Origin of the sequence: Streptomyces sp. CB02009 (assembly GCF_001905825.1) — a bacterium.
Taxonomy (GTDB): Bacteria; Actinomycetota; Actinomycetes; order Streptomycetales; family Streptomycetaceae; genus Streptomyces.
In genome coordinates, this window is record NZ_LIVV01000006.1 from 432629 (window position 1) to 452945 (window position 20317).

The window sequence follows — 20317 nt, forward strand, 5'->3', positions numbered from 1 at the left end:
GCGCCCCGTACCCTGGTAGGGCTATGACTCAGACTCCGCCCCCGCGCCCCCAGAGCCGTCCCCTCCGGGTCCTTGCCGCCATGTCCGGCGGAGTGGACTCCGCCGTCGCCGCCGCCCGTGCCGCAGAGGCCGGCCACGACGTCACCGGCGTGCACCTCGCCCTCTCCGCGAACCCGCAGTCCTTCCGTACGGGGGCGCGCGGCTGCTGCACGATCGAGGACTCCCGTGACGCCCGCCGGGCGGCGGACGTCATCGGGATCCCGTTCTACGTGTGGGACCTCGCCGAGCGCTTCCGCGAGGACGTCGTGGACGACTTCGTCGCGGAGTACGAGGCGGGCCGCACGCCCAACCCGTGCCTGCGCTGCAACGAGAAGATCAAGTTCGCCGCGCTGCTCGACAAGGCGCTCGCCCTCGGCTTCGACGCGGTCTGCACCGGTCACTACGCGACGGTCGTCCTGAACGAGGACGGCACCCGCGAACTGCACCGCGCCTCCGACATGGCGAAGGACCAGTCGTACGTGCTCGGCGTGCTCGACGAGAAGCAGCTGGCGCACGCGATGTTCCCGCTGGGCGACACGCTCACCACCAAGGACGAGATCCGGGCGGAGGCGGAGCGGCGCGGGCTCGCGGTCGCGAAGAAGCCCGACAGCCACGACATCTGCTTCATCGCCGACGGCGACACCCAGGGCTTCCTCGCCTCCCGCCTGGGCAAGGCGGAGGGCGACATCGTCGACGAGGCCGGTACGAAGGTCGGCAGTCACGAGGGCGCGTACGGCTTCACCATCGGCCAGCGCAAGGGCCTGCGGATCGGGCACCCGGCCGCCGACGGCAAGCCCCGCTACGTCCTGGACATCTCGCCGGTGAACAACACGGTGACGGTCGGCCCGGTCGAGGCGCTCGACGTCACCGCCCTGACGGCGATCAAGCCCCGCTGGTGCGGCACCGCGCCGGAGGGCGAGGGCCGCTACACGGCCCAGCTCCGCGCCCACGGCGGCGAGACCGAAGTGACGGCGTCCCTGGCGGACGGCGAGCTCACGGTCGCCTTCGACGAGCCGGTCCGCGGGGTCGCCCCGGGACAGGCGATCGTCCTCTACGACGGCACGCGCGTGGTCGGCTCGGCCACGATCGCGACGACGACCCGCCGCACGACGACACCGGAACCCACGGCAACGGCCCCGGCCCCGGCGTAACCCCACCCACCCGAGCCCCGACTCCACCCGAGCCCCGACTCCATCCGAGCCCCGACTCCATCCGAGCCCCGACTCCATCCGAGCCCCGACCCTCACGGTCTGTCAGCAGGCGGTCAGGCTCCGGCAGGTCCGGTCGGGATCGGTCGCTCCGGGCTGTTCCGGCCCGCCTCCGCGGGTTCCTGCGTGTCGCCGAGGAAGTCCGTCAGGACCGGGGCGAGGACGTGCGGGGCCACGTCGTGCGTCTGGCCCGTCAGCGTGCGGTGGCGGCCCCGGGGGAGGGCCTCCGTCAAGGTCCGGGCCGCCTGCCGGACGGCCATCGGGCTCACGCCCCCGTCGACCACCAGCACGCGCGCGTGGACCCCGGCCAGGAGCCGCTCCGGCACGGACCCGTCGCCGAGGACCGCGGCGTCGTACGCCAGGGTGTGCGCCGGCTCCGCGCCCCCGGGGCGCAGTTCCGCCGGCACCGTCGACTCCGCCAGGAACAGGTCGAGCGCCGCCGCCCGCCGCCCGCTCCCGAGCAGCTCGGCCGCCTGCCGTCCCCGCTCGGCGGCCGCGGCCGAGTACGGCGGCTCGAACACCGACACCGCCCCGGCCGGCAGCCCGGCGGCCACCGCGGCGAGGACCAGCACGCCCCCGGTGCCCGTCCCGTGCAGCACCGCACCGGGCCCCGCCTCCCCGACCACCGCGGCCAGGTCCTCGATCTCCCGCTCCACCGCGTACGGCCCGGTGTCGCCGCTCCCGCCGCGGCCCCTCCGGTCGTACGCGACGACCGAGAAGCACCGGGCCAGTAACCCGCCCAGCGCCCGCTCTCCCGCGGCCGTGCCCAGCACGCCGCTCACCAGGACCAGTGGGGGCCCCTCCCCGTACCGCTCGTACGCGATCGGCGTGCCGTCCCCCGACGCGACCCGTCCCCGAACCCTGCCCAGTGTGGTGCTCACCTCGTCCATGGCAGGTGAGACCCGACCGCCCGCCGGAACTCATCGCCGCACGGCGGGATTTCTCGGAGGAATCGGGAAGCCGCTGGTCAGGGCCTACGGTGGGGCCATGAACATCTGTGTCTTCCTCTCCGCGGCCGACCTCGACGAGCGCTACACGGCCCCCGCCCGCGACTTCGCGCGGCTCCTCGGCAAGGCCGGCCACACCCTGGTCTGGGGCGGCTCCGACACCGGTCTGATGAAGGTCGTCGCCGACGGCGTCCAGGAGGCCGGCGGCCGGCTCGTGGGCGTCTCCGTCGACTTTCTCGCCCACAAGGCCCGCCCGAACGCCGACGAGATGGTCGTCGCCGGGGACCTGGCCGAGCGCAAGGCGCTGCTCCTCGCCAAGTCCGACGCGGTCGTGGTCCTGGTCGGCGGCACCGGCACCCTCGACGAGGCCACCGAGATCCTGGAGCTGAAGAAGCACGGCAAGCACCGCAAGCCGGTCGTCCTGCTCAACACGGCGGGCTTCTACGACGGGCTGAAGACCCAGTTCCGCCGGATGGAGGAGGAGGGCTTCCTGCCGATCCCCCTCGCCGACCTCGTCCTCTTCGCCGACGACGCCCAGACGGCCCTCACCCACCTGGAGGAGAACATCGCCGCCCGCTGATGCGAGCATGGTGACCATGGCTACACATGTGATCACCGGAGCCGGTTCCGGCATCGGCGCGGCCGTCGCGCGCCGCCTCCACGCGCGCGGGGACGACCTCGTGCTCCACGCGCGCGACGCGGGGCGGGCCAAGGAGCTCGCCGCGCAGTTCCCCGGCGCCCGGACGCTCGTCGGGGACCTCGCCGACCCGGACCGGCTCTCCTGGGCGTTCTCGCACCAGACCATGCCGGAGCGGGTGGACAGCCTGCTGCACATCGCGGGCGTCGTCGACCTCGGGCCGATCGGGGACCTCACCCCCAAGACCTGGCACCACCAGCTCAACGTCAACCTCGTCGCCCCGGCCGAGCTGACCCGGCACCTCCTGCCCCAGCTGCGCGTCTCCCAGGGCCACGTCGTCTTCGTGAACTCGGGCGCCGGGCTCGCCGCGCACGCCGAGTGGGGCGCGTACGCCGCCTCCAAGCACGGCCTCAAGGCCCTCGCCGACTCCCTGCGCCACGAGGAGCACGGCAACGGCGTGCGGGTGACCTCGGTCTACCCGGGCCGTACCGCGAGCCCCATGCAGGCCAAGGTCCACTCCCAGGAGGGCAAGGAGTACGACCCGTCGCGCTGGATCGACCCCGAGTCGGTCGCGACGGCCATCCTCACCGCCGTCGACCTGCCGCGCGACGCGGAGATCAACGACCTCACCGTTCGTCCGGGACGCTAGGCATGAGCGAGACGCAGACCGAGGACGGCCGCGTGCCCTGGGGGCCCGCCACCGGCGTCGGCTCCATGCCGGGCGGCGACGCCCGGGAGACGGCGAAGACCGTCACCGGGTCCTTCGAGGACTTCCCGTTCCTCGCGGAGCTGCCCGCCCGCGGTCCCGGCGCCGACATGATCGGCCGGACCATCGGGATGCTCGTCGACCTCTACGCGCACGTGGAGCCGAGCGGCTGGCGGATCAGCGACCGGCCCGGCCGCGACACCAAGCGCGCCCGGTCCTGGATGGGCGAGGACCTGGACGCCCTGGAGGAGTTCACGCAGGGGTACGAGGGACCGCTCAAGGTGCAGGCGGTGGGCCCCTGGACGCTCGCCGCGGCCCTGGAGCTGCGCGGCGGCGAGGCCGCCCTCGGCGACGCCGGCGCCTGCCGCGACCTCGTCGGCTCGCTCGCCGAGGGCCTCCGCGAGCACCTCGCGGACCTGCGCAGGCGGGTCCCCGGCGGCCGGGTCGTCCTCCAGCTCGACGAGCCCTCGCTCACCGCCGTCCTGCGCGGCCACGTCCGCACCGCCAGCGGCTACCGCACCCACCGGGCCGTCGACCGGCAGGTCGTGGAGAGCGCCCTGCGCGAGGTGATCGCCGTCCACGACGGACCGGTGGTCGTCCACTCCTGCGCCCCCGACGTCCCGTTCGCGCTGCTCCGGCGGGCCGGCGCCGCGGGCGTCTCGTTCGACTTCTCCCTGCTCACCGAACGTGACGACGACACGCTCGGTGAGGCCGTGGAGGCCGGCACGAAGCTCTTCGCCGGTGTGGTGGCGTCCACCGACGGCCCATTGTCCGACCCGGGCGGTAGCGTCATGGGTGTCAGGACGCTGTGGCGCAGGCTGGGGCTGAATCCGGGGACTCTCGCCGAGTCCGTGGTCGTCACTCCCACGTGCGGGCTCGCGGGCGCTTCGCCCGCCTACGCCCGCGCGGCGCTCGCCCACTGCGCCCGGGCGGCGAGATCGCTCGCGGACAACCCAGAGTGACCGGGTTTCGAGGCACGGGAGGACGGACGAAGGTGGCAGTCGAACAGGGGGCCCTGCCCGCCGAGGCACGGGAGAAGCACGCCGACCTGGCCGAGCAGGTCGAGGAGCACCGCTTCCGGTACTACGTGAAGGACCAGCCGGTCATCAGCGACGGCGACTTCGACACGCTCCTGCGCGCCCTGGAGGCGCTGGAGGAGGAGTACCCGGAGCTGCGGACGCCGGACTCGCCGACGCAGAAGGTCGCCGGGCAGTACGAGACCGAGTTCACCTCCGTCGAGCACCGCGAGCGGATGCTCTCCCTCGACAACGCCTTCGACGACGAGGAGCTGGCCACCTGGGCCGAGCGGGTCGCGCGGGACGTCGGCACCCCCGACTTCCACTACCTGTGCGAGCTCAAGGTCGACGGCCTCGCGGTCAACCTCACGTACGAGCACGGGAGGCTGACCCGGGCCGCCACCCGCGGCGACGGCCGCACCGGCGAGGACATCACGCCCAACGTGCGGACGATCGCCGACATCCCGGAGCGGCTGCGCGGGGACCGGATCCCGGACCTCGTGGAGATCCGCGGCGAGGTCTACTTCCCGATGGAGGCCTTCGAGGGGCTCAACGCCCGCCTGGTGGAGGCCGGCGACAAGCCCTTCGCCAACCCGAGGAACGCGGCGGCGGGTTCGCTCCGCCAGAAGGACCCCAAGGTCACCGCCTCCCGGCCGCTCCACATGGTCGTCCACGGCATCGGCGCCCGCGAGGGCTTCGACATCGACTGCCTCTCCCACGCGTACGAGCTGCTGAGCGAGTGGGGCCTGCCCACCGCCCGGCACAACAAGGTGGTCGGCTCGCTCGCCGAGGTACGGGAGTTCATCGCGTACTTCGGGGAGAACCGCCACTCCGTGGAGCACGAGATCGACGGGGTCGTCGTCAAGCTCGACGAGATCCCGCTCCAGGGCCGGCTCGGCTCCACCGCGCGCGCCCCGCGCTGGGCCATCGCCTGGAAGTACGCGCCGGAGGAGGTCAACACCAAGCTGATCGACATCAAGGTCGGCGTCGGCAGGACCGGCCGGGTCACCCCGTACGCACAGGTGGAGCCGGTGACCGTGGCCGGTTCCGAGGTCGAGTTCGCGACCCTGCACAACCAGGAGGTCGTGAAGGCCAAGGGCGTGCTGATCGGCGACACCGTCGTGCTGCGCAAGGCCGGCGACGTCATCCCGGAGATCCTCGGGCCGGTCGCCGACCTGCGGGACGGCAGCGAGCGGGAGTTCGTGATGCCCGCCGAGTGCCCCGAGTGCGGGACGGCGCTGAAGCCGATGAAGGAGGGCGACATCGACCTCCGCTGCCCGAACGCCCGGACCTGCCCGGCGCAGCTGCGCGAGCGGGTCTACTTCCTGGCCGGGCGCCAGTGCCTGGACATCGAGAACTTCGGCGCGGTGGCCGCGGCGGCGCTCACCCGCCCCCTGGAGCCGGCCGAGCCGCCGCTGGTGGACGAGGGCGACCTGTTCGACCTGACGATCGAGCAGCTGCTGCCGATCAAGGCGTACGTCCTCGACCCGGACAGCGGTCTGCCCCGGCGGGACCCGAAGACCGGCGAGGAGAAGATCGTCACGGTCTTCGCCAACCAGAAGGGCGAGCCGAAGAAGAACGCCCTGGCGATGCTGGAGCACATCGCGGCGGCCAAGACCCGCCCGCTGGCCCGCTTCATCAACGGGCTGTCGATCCGGCACGTGGGGCCGGTCGCGGCCGAGGCGCTGGCCCGTGAGTTCCGCTCGCTGGAGCGGATCGAGCAGGCGAGCGAGGAGGAGCTCGCGGCCGTCGACGGGGTCGGCGGGATCATCGCGACCGCGGTGAAGCAGTGGTTCTCCGAGGAGTGGCACCGCGAGATCGTGCGCAAGTGGCGCGCGGCCGGGGTCACTCTGGAGGACGAAGGGGCCGGGGAGGACGTCGGCCCGCGTCCGCTGGAGGGCCTCACGGTCGTGGTGACCGGCACGCTGGAGAAGTTCACCAGGGATGGCGCAAAAGAGTCCCTCCAGAGCCTCGGTGCGAAGGTGACCGGTTCCGTTTCGAAGAAGACCGCCTTCGTCGTCGTGGGCGAAAACCCTGGTTCGAAGTACGACAAGGCGATGCAGCTGAAGGTTCCGGTTCTGGACGAGGAGGGCTTCGCGATCCTGCTCGAACAGGGGCCGGACGCCGCTCGGGAGGCCGCCGTCCCCGTCGCGGAGTAGTCCCCCGCGGACCTCTCGCACCCCTTCCGCCCCCTCCCGCGCACTCCCCGACGGCCGTGCGACGGTCACCCGTTCGGCGCATACCAGATCGTTACGGGTGGCCTGGTCGCATTCGGGCAAGAGAGGGAGAGCGCTGCCCGTCGACGCCCTCGGCGGCCTAATGTGGTGACCGTGCGCACAGTCCTGCCACAACCGCGCGAGGGCTCTGCCGGTCGTGGCGTCAGGACGACGGCCCCGTGGCACGACGGACGACCGGCAGCGCCCTCGGTCGTCCGACGCTCGACGGACGGCCGGACGACGGACGGCCGCCTGACCGCGGCCCATCGCACACCGACGGCACCGCCGCCTGTGAGAGGGACGGGAATGGAACCGACCGAGAGCGCCGCCCCGGTCCCACGGCCGCACGGCCGTGTGGTGTCCCCGGGTTTCACCTCCCGGCTGCCCGCAGCCGTGGTGGGCATCGCCGCCGTCGTACTCGTCGTCGGGCTCCAGCAGGGCCTGAGCGCCGGCAGCGGCCTCTTCCCCGGCGGGGTCACCGGCTGGTCCCTCGCGGTCCTCACCGGCCTCATCGTCGGGCACCTGGTCGCCCTCGGCCGCGACCGCTGGTGGGGCGGCACCGGTTCCGGCGCCGCCCTCACCCTCGCCGTCCTCCTGCTCTACGGCTGGGTGCCGGCCGGACTCGTCTCGATGACCGTCGTCACCCTGGTCGGCGCCGCCCGCCGGCACCGCTGGCGACAGGGCCTGCTGCACGGCGCCGCCGACGTCCTCGGGGTCGGCGCCGCCGCCCTCGTCCTCGCCCTCTTCGGCGACGTCCCCACCGTCGAACGGCCCTGGCAGCCCCTCGACTGGACGATCGGGGACCTCCCGGAAGTCGTCCTCGCCGCCGCCACCTACCTCGCGGTGACCCGGCTCCTGCTGTGGTACACGCTCGCCCCGCCGACCCGCGGACTGCCCACCGTCGCCCGCACCGCGCTCCTGAGACAGGGCCTCGTCGCCGTCGCCCTGCTCGGCATCGCCCCGCTGATCTGCGTCGTCGCCGCCACCCGGCCCGTCCTGCTGCCGCTCTTCGCCGTCCCCCTCATCGCCCTCGACTCCACCCTGTGGATCGCCCGCGCCCGCGCCGAGGAGCAGCTGCGGGACCCGCTGACCGGACTCCCCAACCGCCAGTGGCTCCTCGAACGGGCCTGGACCGCCCTGGAGGAGGCCGAAGGCGAAGGGGCCCGCGCCGCCCTCGTCCTGATCGACCTCGACCGCTTCCGATCGGTGAACGACACCCTCGGACACCTCGCGGGCGACCGGCTGCTCCTCCAGATCGCCGACCGGCTCCGCCTCGCCCTGCCCCGCGGCGCCGAGGCCGCCCGGCTCGGCGGCGACGAGTTCGCCGTCCTGCTGCCCACCGCCGACTCCACCACCAGCGCCCAGCGGGTCGCCCGCCACCTCGTCGCCGAACTCTCCTCCCCGCTCGACCTCGACGGACTCACCCTCGTCCTGGAGGCCAGCGCGGGCGTCGCCGTCTTCCCCGACCACGCCCTCGACGCCGAAGGCCTGCTGCGCCGCGCCGACGTCGCCATGTACCAGGCCAAGCGCGACCGCACCGGAGTCGAGGTCTACGAGTCCAAGCGCGACTCCAACACCCCCGACCGGCTCGGCCTCCTCGGCGACCTGCGCCGCGCGCTCGACGCCGGCGAGGTCGAACTCCACTACCAGCCCAAGGTCCAGTTCGACGGCCAGGTCGCCGGACTCGAAGCCCTCGTCCGCTGGGTCCACCCCGAGCGCGGCAAGGTCCCGCCGGACGAGTTCATCGCCATCGCCGAGTCCTCCGGCCTGATGCCGCACCTCACCGAGTACGTCCTGGAGACCGCCCTCGCCCAGGTCGCCCGCTGGCGCGCCCAGGGCCTCAACGTCCCGGTCGCCGTCAACGTCTCGCCCCGCGACGTGCACACCCCCGGCTTCGCCGGTGCCGTCGCCGCCCGGCTCGCCCGCCACGGCGTACCGGCCGGCGCGCTCCAGCTGGAGATAACGGAGCACGTCCTCCTGGAGGACCCCCAGCGCGCCGCCGACACCCTCAACGGCCTCACCGGCCACGGCGTCAAGATGTCCCTCGACGACTTCGGCACCGGCTACTCCTCCCTCGTCCATCTGCGCCGGCTCCCCGTCAGCGAACTGAAGATCGACCGCTCCTTCGTCGCCCGGCTCGCCGTGGACACCGAGGACGCCGAGATCGTCCGCTGCACCGTCGACCTCGCCCACTCCCTCGGCCTGCTCGTCGTCGCCGAGGGCGTCGAGGACGACGAGACCTGGGAGCGCCTGCGCGACCTGGGCTGCGACGCCGTCCAGGGCTGGCTCGTCGCCGCCGCGATGCCGCCCGGCGAGGCCACCGCCTGGCTGCTCGCCCGGGGCGAGCACGGCTGGCGCCGACCCGCCGACATCGCCGCCGGACTCGACGTGGACCACCCCTCGGGCCAGGTCGTTCCGTAGGCCGTGCGCACCCCGGGAGACGACCCCGGGCAAACCGTTTCACGGGCAGCGGCACCGGCCCCATAGGATGGGCCCACACCATCAAGCTCACCCCGTGAGGATCCGCATGCCTGGCATCACGCGCGAGGAGGTCGCCCACCTCGCACGGCTGGCGCGTCTGGAGCTGAAGGGCGAAGAACTCGATCACTTCGCCGGCCAGCTCGACGACATCATCGGCGCGGTCGCCCGCGTCTCCGAGGTCGCCGACCAAGACGTACCGCCGACCTCCCACCCGCTGCCGCTGACCAATGTCATGCGCGCGGACGAGGTCCGTCCGTCGCTCACCCCCGAGCAGGCGCTCTCCGGCGCCCCGGCCCAGGAGCAGCAGCGTTTCAAGGTGCCGCAGATCCTGGGGGAGGACTAACAGTCATGACGGACAACATCATCAAGCTCACCGCGGCCGAGATCGCCGGGAAGATCGCCGCCGGCGAGCTGACCGCCGTCGAGGTCACCGAGGCGCACCTCGCCCGCATCGAGGCCGTCGACGAGAAGGTCCACGCCTTCCTGCACGTCGACCGTGAGGGCGCGCTCGCCCAGGCCCGTGCCGTCGACGAGAAGCGCGCCCGCGGCGAGAAGCTCGGCCCGCTCGCCGGTGTGCCGCTCGCGCTCAAGGACATCTTCACCACCGCCGGCATGCCGACGACCGTGGGCTCGAAGATGCTCGAGGGCTGGATCCCGCCGTACGACGCGACCCTGGTCAAGAACCTGAAGGCCGCCGACGTCGTCATCCTCGGCAAGACCAACATGGACGAGTTCGCCATGGGGTCCTCCACCGAGAACAGCGCGTACGGCCCGACCGGCAACCCCTGGGACCTGACCCGGATCCCCGGCGGCTCCGGCGGCGGCTCGTCCGCCGCCCTCGCCGCGTACCAGGCGCCCCTCGCCATCGGCACGGACACCGGCGGCTCGATCCGCCAGCCCGCCGCCGTCACCGGCACCGTCGGCGTCAAGCCGACCTACGGCGGCGTCTCCCGCTACGGCATGGTGGCCTTCTCGTCCTCCCTCGACCAGGGCGGCCCCTGCGCCCGCACGGTCCTGGACGCGGCCCTCCTGCACGAGGCGATCGCCGGGCACGACCCGCTCGACTCGACCTCCATCGACGCCCCGGTCCCGCCGGTCGTCGAGGCCGCGCGCAACGGCTCGGTCGCCGGCATGCGCGTCGGCGTCGTCAAGCAGTTCCGCGGCGAGGGCTACCAGGCCGGTGTCGTGCAGCGCTTCGACGAGTCCGTCGAGCTGCTGAAGACGCTGGGCGCCGAGATCGTCGAGCTGGACTGCCCGACCTTCGACCTCGCCCTTTCGGCGTACTACCTGATCGCGCCGTCGGAGTGCTCCTCCAACCTGGCCCGCTTCGACGCCATGCGCTACGGCCTCCGGGTCGGCGACGACGGCACGCGGTCCGCCGAGGACGTCACCGCCCTCACCCGTGAGGCCGGCTTCGGCGACGAGGTCAAGCGCCGCATCATCCTCGGTACGTACGCGCTGAGCTCCGGCTACTACGACGCGTACTACGGCTCGGCCCAGAAGGTCCGGACCCTGATCACCCGCGAGTTCGAGAAGGCCTTCGAGGAGGTGGACGTGATCGTCTCCCCGACGACCCCCACCACCGCCTTCCCGATCGGCGAGCGCGCCGACGACCCGATGGCGATGTACCTCGCGGACCTGTGCACCATCCCGACCAACCTGGCCGGCAACGCCGCCATGTCGCTGCCCTGCGGCCTGGCGCCCGAGGACGGTCTGCCGGTCGGCCTGCAGATCATCGCTCCCGCCATGAAGGACGACCGGCTGTACAAGGTCGGAGCCGCCGTCGAGGCCGCCTTCGTGGAAAAGTGGGGGCACCCGCTGCTCGAGGAGGCTCCGTCGCTGTGAGTGCCATGGCAAAGAAGGCCAAGAACTTCAAGAAGTCCAAGACCGGCGTCTACGTCTCGCTCGCGACCACCGCGTTCGGTGCCATCAGCGTCGCGAAGCAGGCCAGGATGGCCCGCAGCGACAACGACATGCTGCGGCTGATCGACTCCGCCGTGTCCGCCGCCGCCATCGTTACCGGCCTGGCGATCCTCTACCGGGAGCTCAAGCGCCTGGGCGACGACGACGTCCTGCTGGGCTGAGAGGGAAAGTCTCACCGTGACTGTCACTGAACTGCTGTCGTACGAAGCGGCGCTCGCCGAGTACGACCCCGTCATGGGCCTGGAGGTCCATGTCGAGCTCGGCACCAAGACGAAGATGTTCTGCGGCTGCTCGACCGAGCTGGGCGCCGAGCCGAACGCGCAGACCTGCCCGACCTGCCTGGGTCTGCCGGGCTCGCTGCCCGTCGTCAACGCGATCGGCGTCGAGTCCGCCATCAAGATCGGCCTCGCGCTGCACTGCGAGATCGCCGAGTGGTGCCGCTTCGCCCGGAAGAACTACTTCTATCCGGACATGCCGAAGAACTTCCAGACCTCGCAGTACGACGAGCCGATCGCCTTCAACGGCTACCTGGACGTCCAGCTGGAGGACGGCGAGGTCTTCCGCGTGGAGATCGAGCGCGCCCACATGGAGGAGGACACCGGCAAGTCGCTGCACGTCGGCGGCGCCACCGGCCGTATCCACGGCGCGTCCCACTCGCTGCTCGACTACAACCGGGCCGGCATCCCGCTCATCGAGATCGTCACCAAGCCGATCGAGGGCGCGGGCGAGCGGGCCCCCGAGGTCGCCAAGGCGTACGTCGCCGAGCTGCGCGAGCTCATCCGCGCGCTCGACGTGTCCGAGGCGCGCATGGACAAGGGCCAGATGCGCTGCGACGTGAACCTGTCGCTGCGCCCGCACGGCACCCAGAAGTTCGGCACCCGCTCGGAGACGAAGAACGTCAACTCGCTCCGTTCGGTGGAGCGCGCGGCCCGCTTCGAGATCCAGCGCCACGCCGCGGTGCTGTCCTCCGGCGGCACGATCGTGCAGGAGACCCGTCACTTCCACGAGGACGACGGCTCCACCACCTCCGGCCGCATCAAGGACAACGCCGAGGACTACCGGTACTTCCCGGAGCCCGACCTCGTCCCCGTCGCCCCGGCCCGTGCCTGGGTCGAGGAGCTGCGGGGCACGCTGCCCGAGCTGCCCCGGGTGCGCCGCAACCGGCTGCGCGAGGAGTGGGGCGTGTCCGAGCTGGACATGCAGTCCATCCTCAACGCGGGCGCGGTCGACTCGATCGTCGCCACGATCGAGGCGGGCGCGGACGCGGCCTCGGCCCGCAAGTGGTGGATGGGCGAGCTCGCCCGCAACGCCAACGAGCAGGGCGTCTCCCTCGAGGAGCTGGCGATCACGCCGGCGGACGTGGCCCGGGTCTCGGCCCTGGTCGCGGCCGGCGACCTGAACGACAAGCTGGCCCGCCAGGTCATCGAGGGCGTTCTCGCGGGCGAGGGCACCCCGGACGAGGTCGTCGAGAAGCGCGGTCTGAAGGTCGTCTCCGACGACGGCGCGCTCGGCACGGCGGTCGAGGAGGCCATCGCGGCGAACGCGGCCATCGCCGACAAGATCCGCGGCGGCAAGGTCGCCGCGGTCGGCGCCCTGGTCGGCGCGGTCATGAAGGCCACCCGCGGCCAGGCGGACGCGGCGCGCGTGAAGGACCTGATCCTGGAGAAGCTGGGCGTCAGCGAGGGCTGATCCCCTTCTCGTAGGGACATGCGAGCGGCCCCGCACCGGAGTTCCGGTGCGGGGCCGCTTCGTGTGCGGCTACCGCTTGAGGAGCGGGGCGGCGATGATCACGTACGCGTCCTGGGAGTAGCTGCACGTGTCCTCGACGCGGATGCGCAGCCGCAGGGCCCCGGTGATCGGGATGCTCTTGACGACCGGCTTGCCGAGCTGGACCGTCTGGGAGAAGGAGGCGGTCCGGTCGTCCACCGAGATGGTGATCCGGGCCTCCTCGGTCGGGGAGTCGTCGTCGATGCCCGCGGTGAACTCCAGGCTCTTCCACTTCCGTCCGAGGTTGAACTCCATGTACGACTCGTTGGAGCACCCGGCCGTGAAGGCGGAGCCGTAGTCCCGGGCGTTGAGGGTGGCGGCGGAGGTCACCGAGAATCCGCCGAGGCCGTCGATCGGCGCGAGGCCGGTCAGGTCGGCCTCCTTGCTGTCCGGCACGGATCCGGGGTCGCCCGTCGGGCTCTCCGACGCGGCCGGGTCGGAGGTCTCCTCGCCGGGGGTGCCGGTCGAGGGCTCCTCCGAGGGCGTCGGCTCGTCGGTCGGCTCCTCGGTCGGCTCGTCCGTCGGGGACTCGGTCGTGGGATCGGACGCGGGGGAGGCGCTCGTCGTGACGGTGGTGCCGCCCTTGCCGTCGCTGCCCTTGTCCTCCTTGTCGCCGAGCAGCTGGACGCCGATCACCGCGAGGACGGCGACGACCAGGACCCCGGCCACGGCCCCGATGAGCGGGCCCTTGCGGCGGCGGCGCGGTTCGGGCGCCCGGGGCGGGGCCGTCTCCGCCGCCGCGGACGCCGGGGGAGGCGCCGGCGGCCCGAAGCCGGGCGTGGCGACGGTGGGCGGTTCGGCGGAGGGCTGCGGCAGGACGGACTGCGGTGCGGCGGGCTGCGGTGCGGGGGGCTGCGCGGCCGCGACGGGCGGCGGGGCGACCGGCTGCGGTGCCGCCGCCGGCGGGGTCACCGCCGGCCCGAAGCCGGGCGGGGCGACCGAGGGCTGCGGGGCGACCGGGGGCTGCGCGGCGGCCGCGGGCGCGGCGGCGGGCGGCGGGGGTGCCGTCGGCAGGGGCGGCGCCGACGGCTTCCGCGGCGGCGCGGCGGGCGGGACCGCGTCGGCGACCGTGGCGGGCCGGGAGGTCGTCGTCGACACCACCCCGTGCCGTACGTCCTTGACCCAGGCGGACAGGGAGAGCGGCCGTCGGGCCGGGTCGGCCGAGGCGAGGCTCAGCACCCGGTCGCGCTGCTCGGCCGGCAGCCCCGCGACCTGCGGCAGCGCGCCGAGCGCGGCGACCAGCTGCTCGGGGGCGGTCGGCGGGGACTGGCCGCTGAGGAGGAAGTAGGCGATGGCGCCGAAGGCGTAGCGGTCCGTGCCCGGGGTCCGCTTGCCCTCGAAGACCTCGGGCGCCGCGTAGCCGGGGGTGAACCACACCTCGGCCGTCTGGTGGTCGGCGGTCAGCTTGCTGAGGCCGAAGTCGACGAGGGTCGCCTGCCCGTGCTCGTCGACCATCACGTTGCCCGGGGACAGGTCGCCGTGGACGACGGTGCGCCCGGACGGCGTGGCCTTGCCGGAGTGCAGCCAGTCGAGGACGTCGGCGAGCTGTTCGAGCGTCCGCATCACCTCGCGCCGCTCGGCGGCCGTGGCCAGGGTCCGCTCGGCACGCCAGTCGCGGAGGTCGAGGCCCTCGACATGGTTCATGACCAGGGCCAGGGCCCGGCCGCTGATCGTCCCGGACTCGCCGGGCCGGTGGATCGGCGGCCCCTGGAAGTGCTCCCGTACCCCGACGACTCCCGGCCGGTGGACGAAGCGCAGCAGCTCCGCCTGCTCGTTCCACTTCTGGCTGATGCGCTCGAAGACCTCGGGCGTGAGGGTGGTCTTCGCGTCGAGGATCTTCACGACGACGGGCTCGGTGCCGCCGGCCAGCTCGATCTCGGCGAGGTAGAGCACGGCCTCGCCGCCCCTCCCGATGGACCGCAGCAACCGGTACCGGTCAGGTGCGGAGTCGGGCCCGATGTGGTGTGCCGTGCTGCTCAAATTTCCCCCAGGGCACAGTGATTGACAGAAAGTCAGCTTGCCGCTCCGATGGGTCCGCGGTCAACGCGGAGGGGGCCGGAGCGCCGGGGGAGGCCGCTTGGACTCCCGTCACGGGCTCTTGGACGTTCACCACCGCGCCCCCGTCGGGTCTTCTCTCCGTCATCCGGTCTCACTACCGTCCCCGGCGTACCACCCAATGGCTCGACGGCGAACCATTGGACGTCGACTGGAGGTCGGTCTTGTCATCCGAGATGTCCCGCAGAAGGCTCCTCGCACTGGGCGGAGGCGCCCTCGGTGTCGCCGCGGCCGGCTCGCTGCTGCCGCCGTCGCTGCAGGCCGCGATGGCCGCGGAGCCGCCGGCCGGCGGCATGGCGGCGGTGCGCCACGTGGTGATCCTGATGCAGGAGAACCGGTCCTTCGACCACTACTTCGGCACCCTCCGCGGCGTCCGCGGCTTCTCCGACCGCAACGCCGTCGAGCTGCCCTCCGGCAGGCCCGTGTTCGAGCAGCCCGCCGCGCTCGGCCGGACCGTGCTGCCCTTCCCGATCCGAGGCGCCGCCGAGACGCAGCGGAAGGACCTCCAGTACATCGGGGACCTCGACCACTCCTGGGGCGGCGGCGCCAAGGCCTGGCGCGACGGCTGGATGGACGGCTGGGTCTCGGCCAAGACCGCCGCGACCATGGCGTACTACGACCGGCAGGACATCCCCCTGCACTACGAGCTCGCCGACACCTTCACCGTCTGCGACGCCTACCACTCGTCCATCCACACCTCGACGAGCCCCAACCGCAATCACCTCTGGTCCGGCTGGACCGGCTTCGAGGCCGACGGCAGCCGCGCCGTCACCAACGCCGCGTACGCCGAGGGCACCCACCCCGGCTACGGCTGGCCCACCTACGCCGAGCGGCTCGAAGCCGCCGGGCGCAGCTGGAAGACGTACACCGAGTGGGAGAACTTCACCGACAACAACATCGAGTTCTTCACCGGCTTCAAGAAGATCGCCCGCAAGGCGCTCGCCGGAACCGGCGGGCACACCTTCATGGAGTCCTTCTACGCCGCCGTCCGCGACACCGACGACGCCGCCGAGCGCGCCCGTCTCCTCGGTCTCCTGGAGGAGGGCGTGGCCACCCTCACCGAGGCCGAGCGCTCCCTCTTCGAGCGCGGACTGCGCCGCGTCGAGAGCGGCACCCTCGCCGACGCCTTCCGTGCCGACGTCGCCGCCGGCACCCTCCCCGAGGTCTCCTACCTCGTGCCGTCCGCGATCGACTCCGAGCACCCCGGCTCCTCCTCCCCGATCGCCTCCGCGACCCTCGTCTACAAGGTGCTCGACGCCCTCGGCGCGCACCCGGACGTCTGGCGCCACACCGTCGTCCTGATCAACTACGACGAGAACGACGGCTTCTTCGACCACGTGCCGCCGCCGGTCCCGTCCGGCGACGACCCCTCAGGCGACGCAGAGCGCTGGAAGGGCCAGCCCACCGGCCTCGGCATCCGCGTCCCGCTGCTCGTCGTCTCCCCCTGGTCGGTCGGCGGCTACGTCTGCTCCGAGACCTTCGACCACACCTCGGTGATCCGCTTCCTGGAGAAGCTGACCGGCGTCCGGGAGCCGAACATCACCCCCTGGCGCCGGACCGTCACCGGCGACCTCACCTCCGCCTTCGACTTCCAGCGGGGCCGCCGGCAGCCCGATGTCGAGCAGCCGGGCCCGATCCCGCCCTTCAGCGGCCGCTGGCGGCCGCAGCCCCCGGCCGTCCAGCGGATGCCCGTCCAGGAGCCCGGCGTCCGCCGCGCCCGCCCGCTGCCGTACCAGCCGGACGCCGAGGCGACCCTCCACGCCGGGACGGTGAAGGTCGCGCTCGGCAACCGCGGGAAGGCGAGCGCGCACTTCGCCCTCTACCCGTACGCGGGTGAGTTCGCCGTCCCGCAGCACAAGGACGTCAGGGGCACGGGGGAGTGGTCCGTCCCCGTTCCGGGTGATCATTACCGCTTCACGATCACCGGCCCCAACGGCTTCCGCCGCGAGTTCGAGGGGCCCGCGACCGGCGGCGCCGAACTCGCCTCCCGGATCGATCACCACGACCGCGACCTGCACCTCACCGTACGGAACACGGGCTCGGCGCCCGTCTCCTTCACGGTGCGGCCGCTGGGCTACGCGGATCCCGAGGACTCGGCCGGGCGCGGGGACTGGACCCGCACCGTCACCGTGAAGCCCGGGAGGACCCGTACCGTCGTGCACTCGGCCGCCGACGCGCACGGCTGGTACGACATCGAGGTGACCGCCCCCGGTGGCTTCCGCCGCCGGCTCATGGGCCACATCGAGAACGGCCGCGCCAGCGTCTCCGGCTGAACACCCGCGGTGAGCCGTTGTGCCCGGAGGGCCGGGACCGAGGTCGGGGACCTCCGAACCGGCCTTCCGGGCAGCTCTGTGAGCATCGACACGAAACGGGCAAACGATCACGTTTGGCTGCCACAGTGGGCGCACGTAGGTCAAGCGTTCTTTTTCGGGCTGTTCCCGCTGAAGATCCTCGAACCACCCAGGGAGCACGTCCTTTGGCAGCCATCGCACGGTGGTGCATCAAGCACCGCCTCGTCGCCGTCCTGCTGTGGCTCGTCGCTCTCGGCGGGGTCGGCACCGCGGCCGTCGTCGCCGGCAGCGCGTACTCCAACGACTACGAGGTCCCCGGCACCGAGTCCGGCCGTGCCACCGCCCTCCTGGAGCGTGGCTTCCACGGCCTCGGCGGTGACAGCGACACCATCGTCTGGCACACCGACAAGGGCAGCGTCCGCGCCGACGCCGTCGAGCGCCGCACGACCGCGATGCTCGACAAGGTCGCCGAGCTCCCCGGCATCGCCGCCGTGACCTCCCCGTACGGCGACACCCAGGGCCAGATCAGCGAGGACGGGCACACCGCCTACGCCACCGTCACCTTCCACGAGCAGGCCGACGACATCCCCGAGGCGCAGGCCCGGGCCCTCGTCGACACCGCGAAGGCCGCCGCGGACGACGGCCTCGCGGTCGAACTCGGCGGCAGCGCCGTCGCCCTCACCGAGGCCCCCGGCGGGCACATCGCCGAAGTCGTCGGCGTCGCCGTCGCGGCCGTCGTCCTCTTCCTCGCCTTCGGCTCCCTCGCCGCCTCCGCGCTCCCCATCGCGACCGCGCTCGTCAGCGTCGGCATCGCCTACTCCGGGATCGTGCTCCTCGGCCATCTGATGACCGTCGCCGACTTCGCCCCCATGCTCGGCATGCTCGTCGGGCTAGGCGTCGGCATCGACTACGCCCTCTTCATCGTCACCCGGCACCGCAGAGGCCTGAAACGCGGGCTCTCCGTCGCCGAGGCGGCCGAGACCGCGGTCGCCACCACCGGCCGCGCCGTGGTCTTCGCCGGCGCCACCGTCTGCATCGCCCTCCTCGGCATGCTGATCCTGCGGCTCAGCTTCCTCAACGGCGTCGCCATCGCCGCCTCCCTCACCGTCGTCCTCACGGTGGCGGCCTCCGTCACCCTGCTGCCCGCGCTGCTCTCCCTCATCGGCATGCGGGCGCTGTCCCGGCGCGAACGCCGGACGCTCGCCGAGCACGGGCCGCAGCCCGAGCTGCCCACCGGCTTCGCCGCCCGCTGGTCCGCCTTCGTCGAGCGGCACCCCAAGCTCCTCGGGATCGTCGCCGCCGTCGTCATGGGCGTCCTCGCGCTGCCCACCCTCTCGCTCCACCTGGGCACCTCCGACCAGGGCAACGGCCCGGCCACCGCGACCACGCGGCAGGCGTACGACCTGATCGCCGACGGCTTCGGCCCGGGAGTGAACGGCCCCCTCACCCTGGTCGCCGGGCTCGACGGCGCCGACGACCGGGTCGCCCTCGACCAGCTGCCGGCCGCCCTGTCCGCCACCAAGGGCGTCGCCTCGGTCTCCCCGGTCACGTACAACAGCTCCGGCGACACCGCCGTCCTCACCGTCGTCCCCGACTCCTCGCCCCAGTCCAAGGCCACCAGCGAGCTCGTCGACCGGCTCCGCACGGACGTCCTCCCCGCGGCCGAGAGCGGCACCTCGCTCGATGTGCACGTGGGCGGCGTCACCGCCTCGTACGACGACTTCGCCGAGATCATCATCGGCAAGCTGCCGCTCTTCGTCGGTGTGGTCATCGCGCTCGGCTGTCTGCTGCTCCTGCTCGCCTTCCGCTCCCTCGGCATCCCGCTCAAGGCCGCAGCGATGAACGTCGCCGCCGTCGCCGGCGCCTTCGGCGTCGTCGTGGCGATCTTCCAGTGGGGCTGGGGGAGCGAGCTCCTCGGCCTCGGCAGCGCCGGACCGATCGAGCCGTTCCTGCCGGTGATCATGGTCTCGGTGCTCTTCGGCCTGTCCATGGACTACCAGGTCTTCCTGGTCAGCCGGATGTACGAGGAGTGGCTGGAGACCGGCGACAACCGGCGGGCGGTCCGGGTCGGTCTCGCCGAGACCAGCCGCGTCATCAACTCCGCCGCCGTCATCATGATCGCGGTCTTCCTCGCCTTCGTCCTCTCCGGCGACCGGGTCATCGCGATGTTCGGCATCGCGCTCGCGGCGGCCGTCGCCCTCGACGCCTTCGTCCTGCGGACGCTCCTCGTCCCCGCCCTGATGCACATGCTCGGTGGGGCGAACTGGTGGCTCCCCCAGTGGCTCGACCGCCTCCTGCCCCGGATCAGCATCGAAACGCCCGAGTGCCGCGAGGCCGCCGACACGCGTGGGAAAATACCGGCTCAACGTGTGACGGACGTGACGGCAGTGACGGCGCCCGCGGCTCCGGCCGCGGAGGAGAGGAACGACGATGTTCGCGATACCGCTGGGTGACGACGGCGCCGAGCTGAGGCCCCTGGAGCCCTCGCACGCCGAGGAGTTCCTCGCCCACATGGACCGCGGACGCGCGTTCATCGGCGAGCACATCGTCCTCGCCGACGTCGTGAAGGACCTCGGCTCCGCCCGCTCCTTCCTCGGCTCGTACGCCGAGAAGGCCGCGAACGACACCGGACGCATCTACGGCATCTGGACCGACGGCACACTCGTCGGCGGCGTCCTCTTCCGGACCTTCGACGCCACGTACGGCACCGCCGAGGCGGGCTGCTGGCTGGAGCCCTCCGCGGCGGGGAAGGGCCTGATCACCCGCGCCTGCCGGGTCATCATCGACTGGGCCTTCGAGGAGCGCGGCATCCACCGCGTCGAATGGCACGCCTCCGCGAAGAACGGGCCGAGCATCGCCGTCGCCCGCCGCCTGGGCATGACCCTCGAAGGCGTGCTGCGGGAGAACTACCCGCACCGCGGCGTCCGCGCCGACACCGAGGTCTGGGCCGTCCTCGCGCCGGAGTGGCGCGCGGCCAAGGCCTCCTGAACCGCTTTCCTCATACGGTTCTCATACGGGGCGCCTAGCGTGC

At 72.6% G+C, this 20317-nt stretch carries 15 protein-coding genes; 13 read left to right on the top strand and 2 right to left on the bottom strand.

Annotated features, from left to right (window positions below):
• The first annotated feature begins 23 nt into the window (after positions 1 to 23).
• Positions 24 to 1190 carry a tRNA 2-thiouridine(34) synthase MnmA gene (gene mnmA, locus AMK27_RS25730; protein WP_073912666.1) on the top strand — a complete coding sequence of 389 codons (1167 nt, stop codon included), beginning with the start codon at positions 24 to 26 and terminating at the stop codon, positions 1188 to 1190.
• A 113-nt stretch (positions 1191 to 1303) separates the two neighbouring features.
• Here mnmA and AMK27_RS25735 read toward each other — a convergent pair whose 3' ends face one another.
• Positions 1304 to 2137 (bottom strand): alpha/beta fold hydrolase, encoded by an 834-nt coding sequence (locus AMK27_RS25735; protein ID WP_073912668.1) that lies wholly within the window; start codon positions 2135 to 2137, stop codon positions 1304 to 1306.
• 97 nt (positions 2138 to 2234) lie between these two features.
• Here AMK27_RS25735 and AMK27_RS25740 point away from each other — a divergent pair, with 97 nt between their 5' ends.
• From AMK27_RS25740 to gatB, 9 genes are all read left to right on the top strand, one after another.
• Positions 2235 to 2774: an LOG family protein gene (locus AMK27_RS25740; protein ID WP_073912670.1), complete on the top strand. Its 540-nt coding sequence runs from the start codon at positions 2235 to 2237 to the stop codon at positions 2772 to 2774.
• A 7-nt stretch (positions 2775 to 2781) separates the two neighbouring features.
• The gene (locus AMK27_RS25745) at positions 2782 to 3480 is read left to right on the top strand and encodes an SDR family oxidoreductase (protein ID WP_073912672.1); all 699 of its coding nucleotides are present in this window, start codon (positions 2782 to 2784) and stop codon (positions 3478 to 3480) included.
• Positions 3481 to 3482: 2 nt separating this feature from the next.
• Positions 3483 to 4499: a methionine synthase gene (locus AMK27_RS25750; RefSeq protein ID WP_073912675.1), complete on the top strand. Its 1017-nt coding sequence runs from the start codon at positions 3483 to 3485 to the stop codon at positions 4497 to 4499.
• 32 nt (positions 4500 to 4531) lie between these two features.
• Entirely contained in the window at positions 4532 to 6712 is a 2181-nt protein-coding gene (ligA, locus tag AMK27_RS25755) for an NAD-dependent DNA ligase LigA (protein ID WP_073912678.1), read from the top strand.
• 363 nt (positions 6713 to 7075) lie between these two features.
• On the top strand, positions 7076 to 9190 hold the full coding sequence (locus AMK27_RS25760) for a putative bifunctional diguanylate cyclase/phosphodiesterase (protein ID WP_073912681.1): 2115 nt from the start codon (positions 7076 to 7078) through the stop codon (positions 9188 to 9190).
• 106 nt (positions 9191 to 9296) lie between these two features.
• Positions 9297 to 9593 carry an Asp-tRNA(Asn)/Glu-tRNA(Gln) amidotransferase subunit GatC gene (gene gatC / locus AMK27_RS25765; protein ID WP_015036350.1) on the top strand — a complete coding sequence of 99 codons (297 nt, stop codon included), beginning with the start codon at positions 9297 to 9299 and terminating at the stop codon, positions 9591 to 9593.
• A 5-nt stretch (positions 9594 to 9598) separates the two neighbouring features.
• On the top strand, positions 9599 to 11095 hold the full coding sequence (gatA, locus tag AMK27_RS25770; RefSeq protein WP_073912684.1) for an Asp-tRNA(Asn)/Glu-tRNA(Gln) amidotransferase subunit GatA: 1497 nt from the start codon (positions 9599 to 9601) through the stop codon (positions 11093 to 11095).
• 5 nt (positions 11096 to 11100) lie between these two features.
• The gene (locus tag AMK27_RS25775; protein WP_073912687.1) at positions 11101 to 11334 is read left to right on the top strand and encodes a hypothetical protein; all 234 of its coding nucleotides are present in this window, start codon (positions 11101 to 11103) and stop codon (positions 11332 to 11334) included.
• Between the two features lie 16 nt (positions 11335 to 11350).
• Positions 11351 to 12862, top strand: coding sequence for an Asp-tRNA(Asn)/Glu-tRNA(Gln) amidotransferase subunit GatB (gene gatB, locus AMK27_RS25780; protein ID WP_073912690.1), 1512 nt, complete (start codon positions 11351 to 11353; stop codon positions 12860 to 12862).
• Between the two features lie 69 nt (positions 12863 to 12931).
• Here the strand turns inward: gatB and AMK27_RS42760 are convergent, their stop codons facing one another.
• On the bottom strand, positions 12932 to 14920 hold the full coding sequence (locus AMK27_RS42760; RefSeq protein ID WP_079188598.1) for a protein kinase domain-containing protein: 1989 nt from the start codon (positions 14918 to 14920) through the stop codon (positions 12932 to 12934).
• A gap of 239 nt (positions 14921 to 15159) precedes the next feature.
• Here AMK27_RS42760 and AMK27_RS25795 point away from each other — a divergent pair, with 239 nt between their 5' ends.
• The 3 genes from AMK27_RS25795 (at position 15160) to AMK27_RS25805 (ending at position 20274) form a co-directional block, all read left to right on the top strand.
• Positions 15160 to 17268: a phosphocholine-specific phospholipase C gene (locus AMK27_RS25795; protein WP_073912693.1), complete on the top strand. Its 2109-nt coding sequence runs from the start codon at positions 15160 to 15162 to the stop codon at positions 17266 to 17268.
• Between the two features lie 203 nt (positions 17269 to 17471).
• On the top strand, positions 17472 to 19739 hold the full coding sequence (locus AMK27_RS25800; protein WP_073912696.1) for an MMPL family transporter: 2268 nt from the start codon (positions 17472 to 17474) through the stop codon (positions 19737 to 19739).
• On the top strand, positions 19717 to 20274 hold the full coding sequence (locus tag AMK27_RS25805) for a GNAT family N-acetyltransferase (protein ID WP_073912699.1): 558 nt from the start codon (positions 19717 to 19719) through the stop codon (positions 20272 to 20274). The genes AMK27_RS25800 and AMK27_RS25805 overlap by 23 nt, the downstream gene beginning before the upstream one ends.
• Positions 20275 to 20317 lie beyond the last annotated feature (43 nt).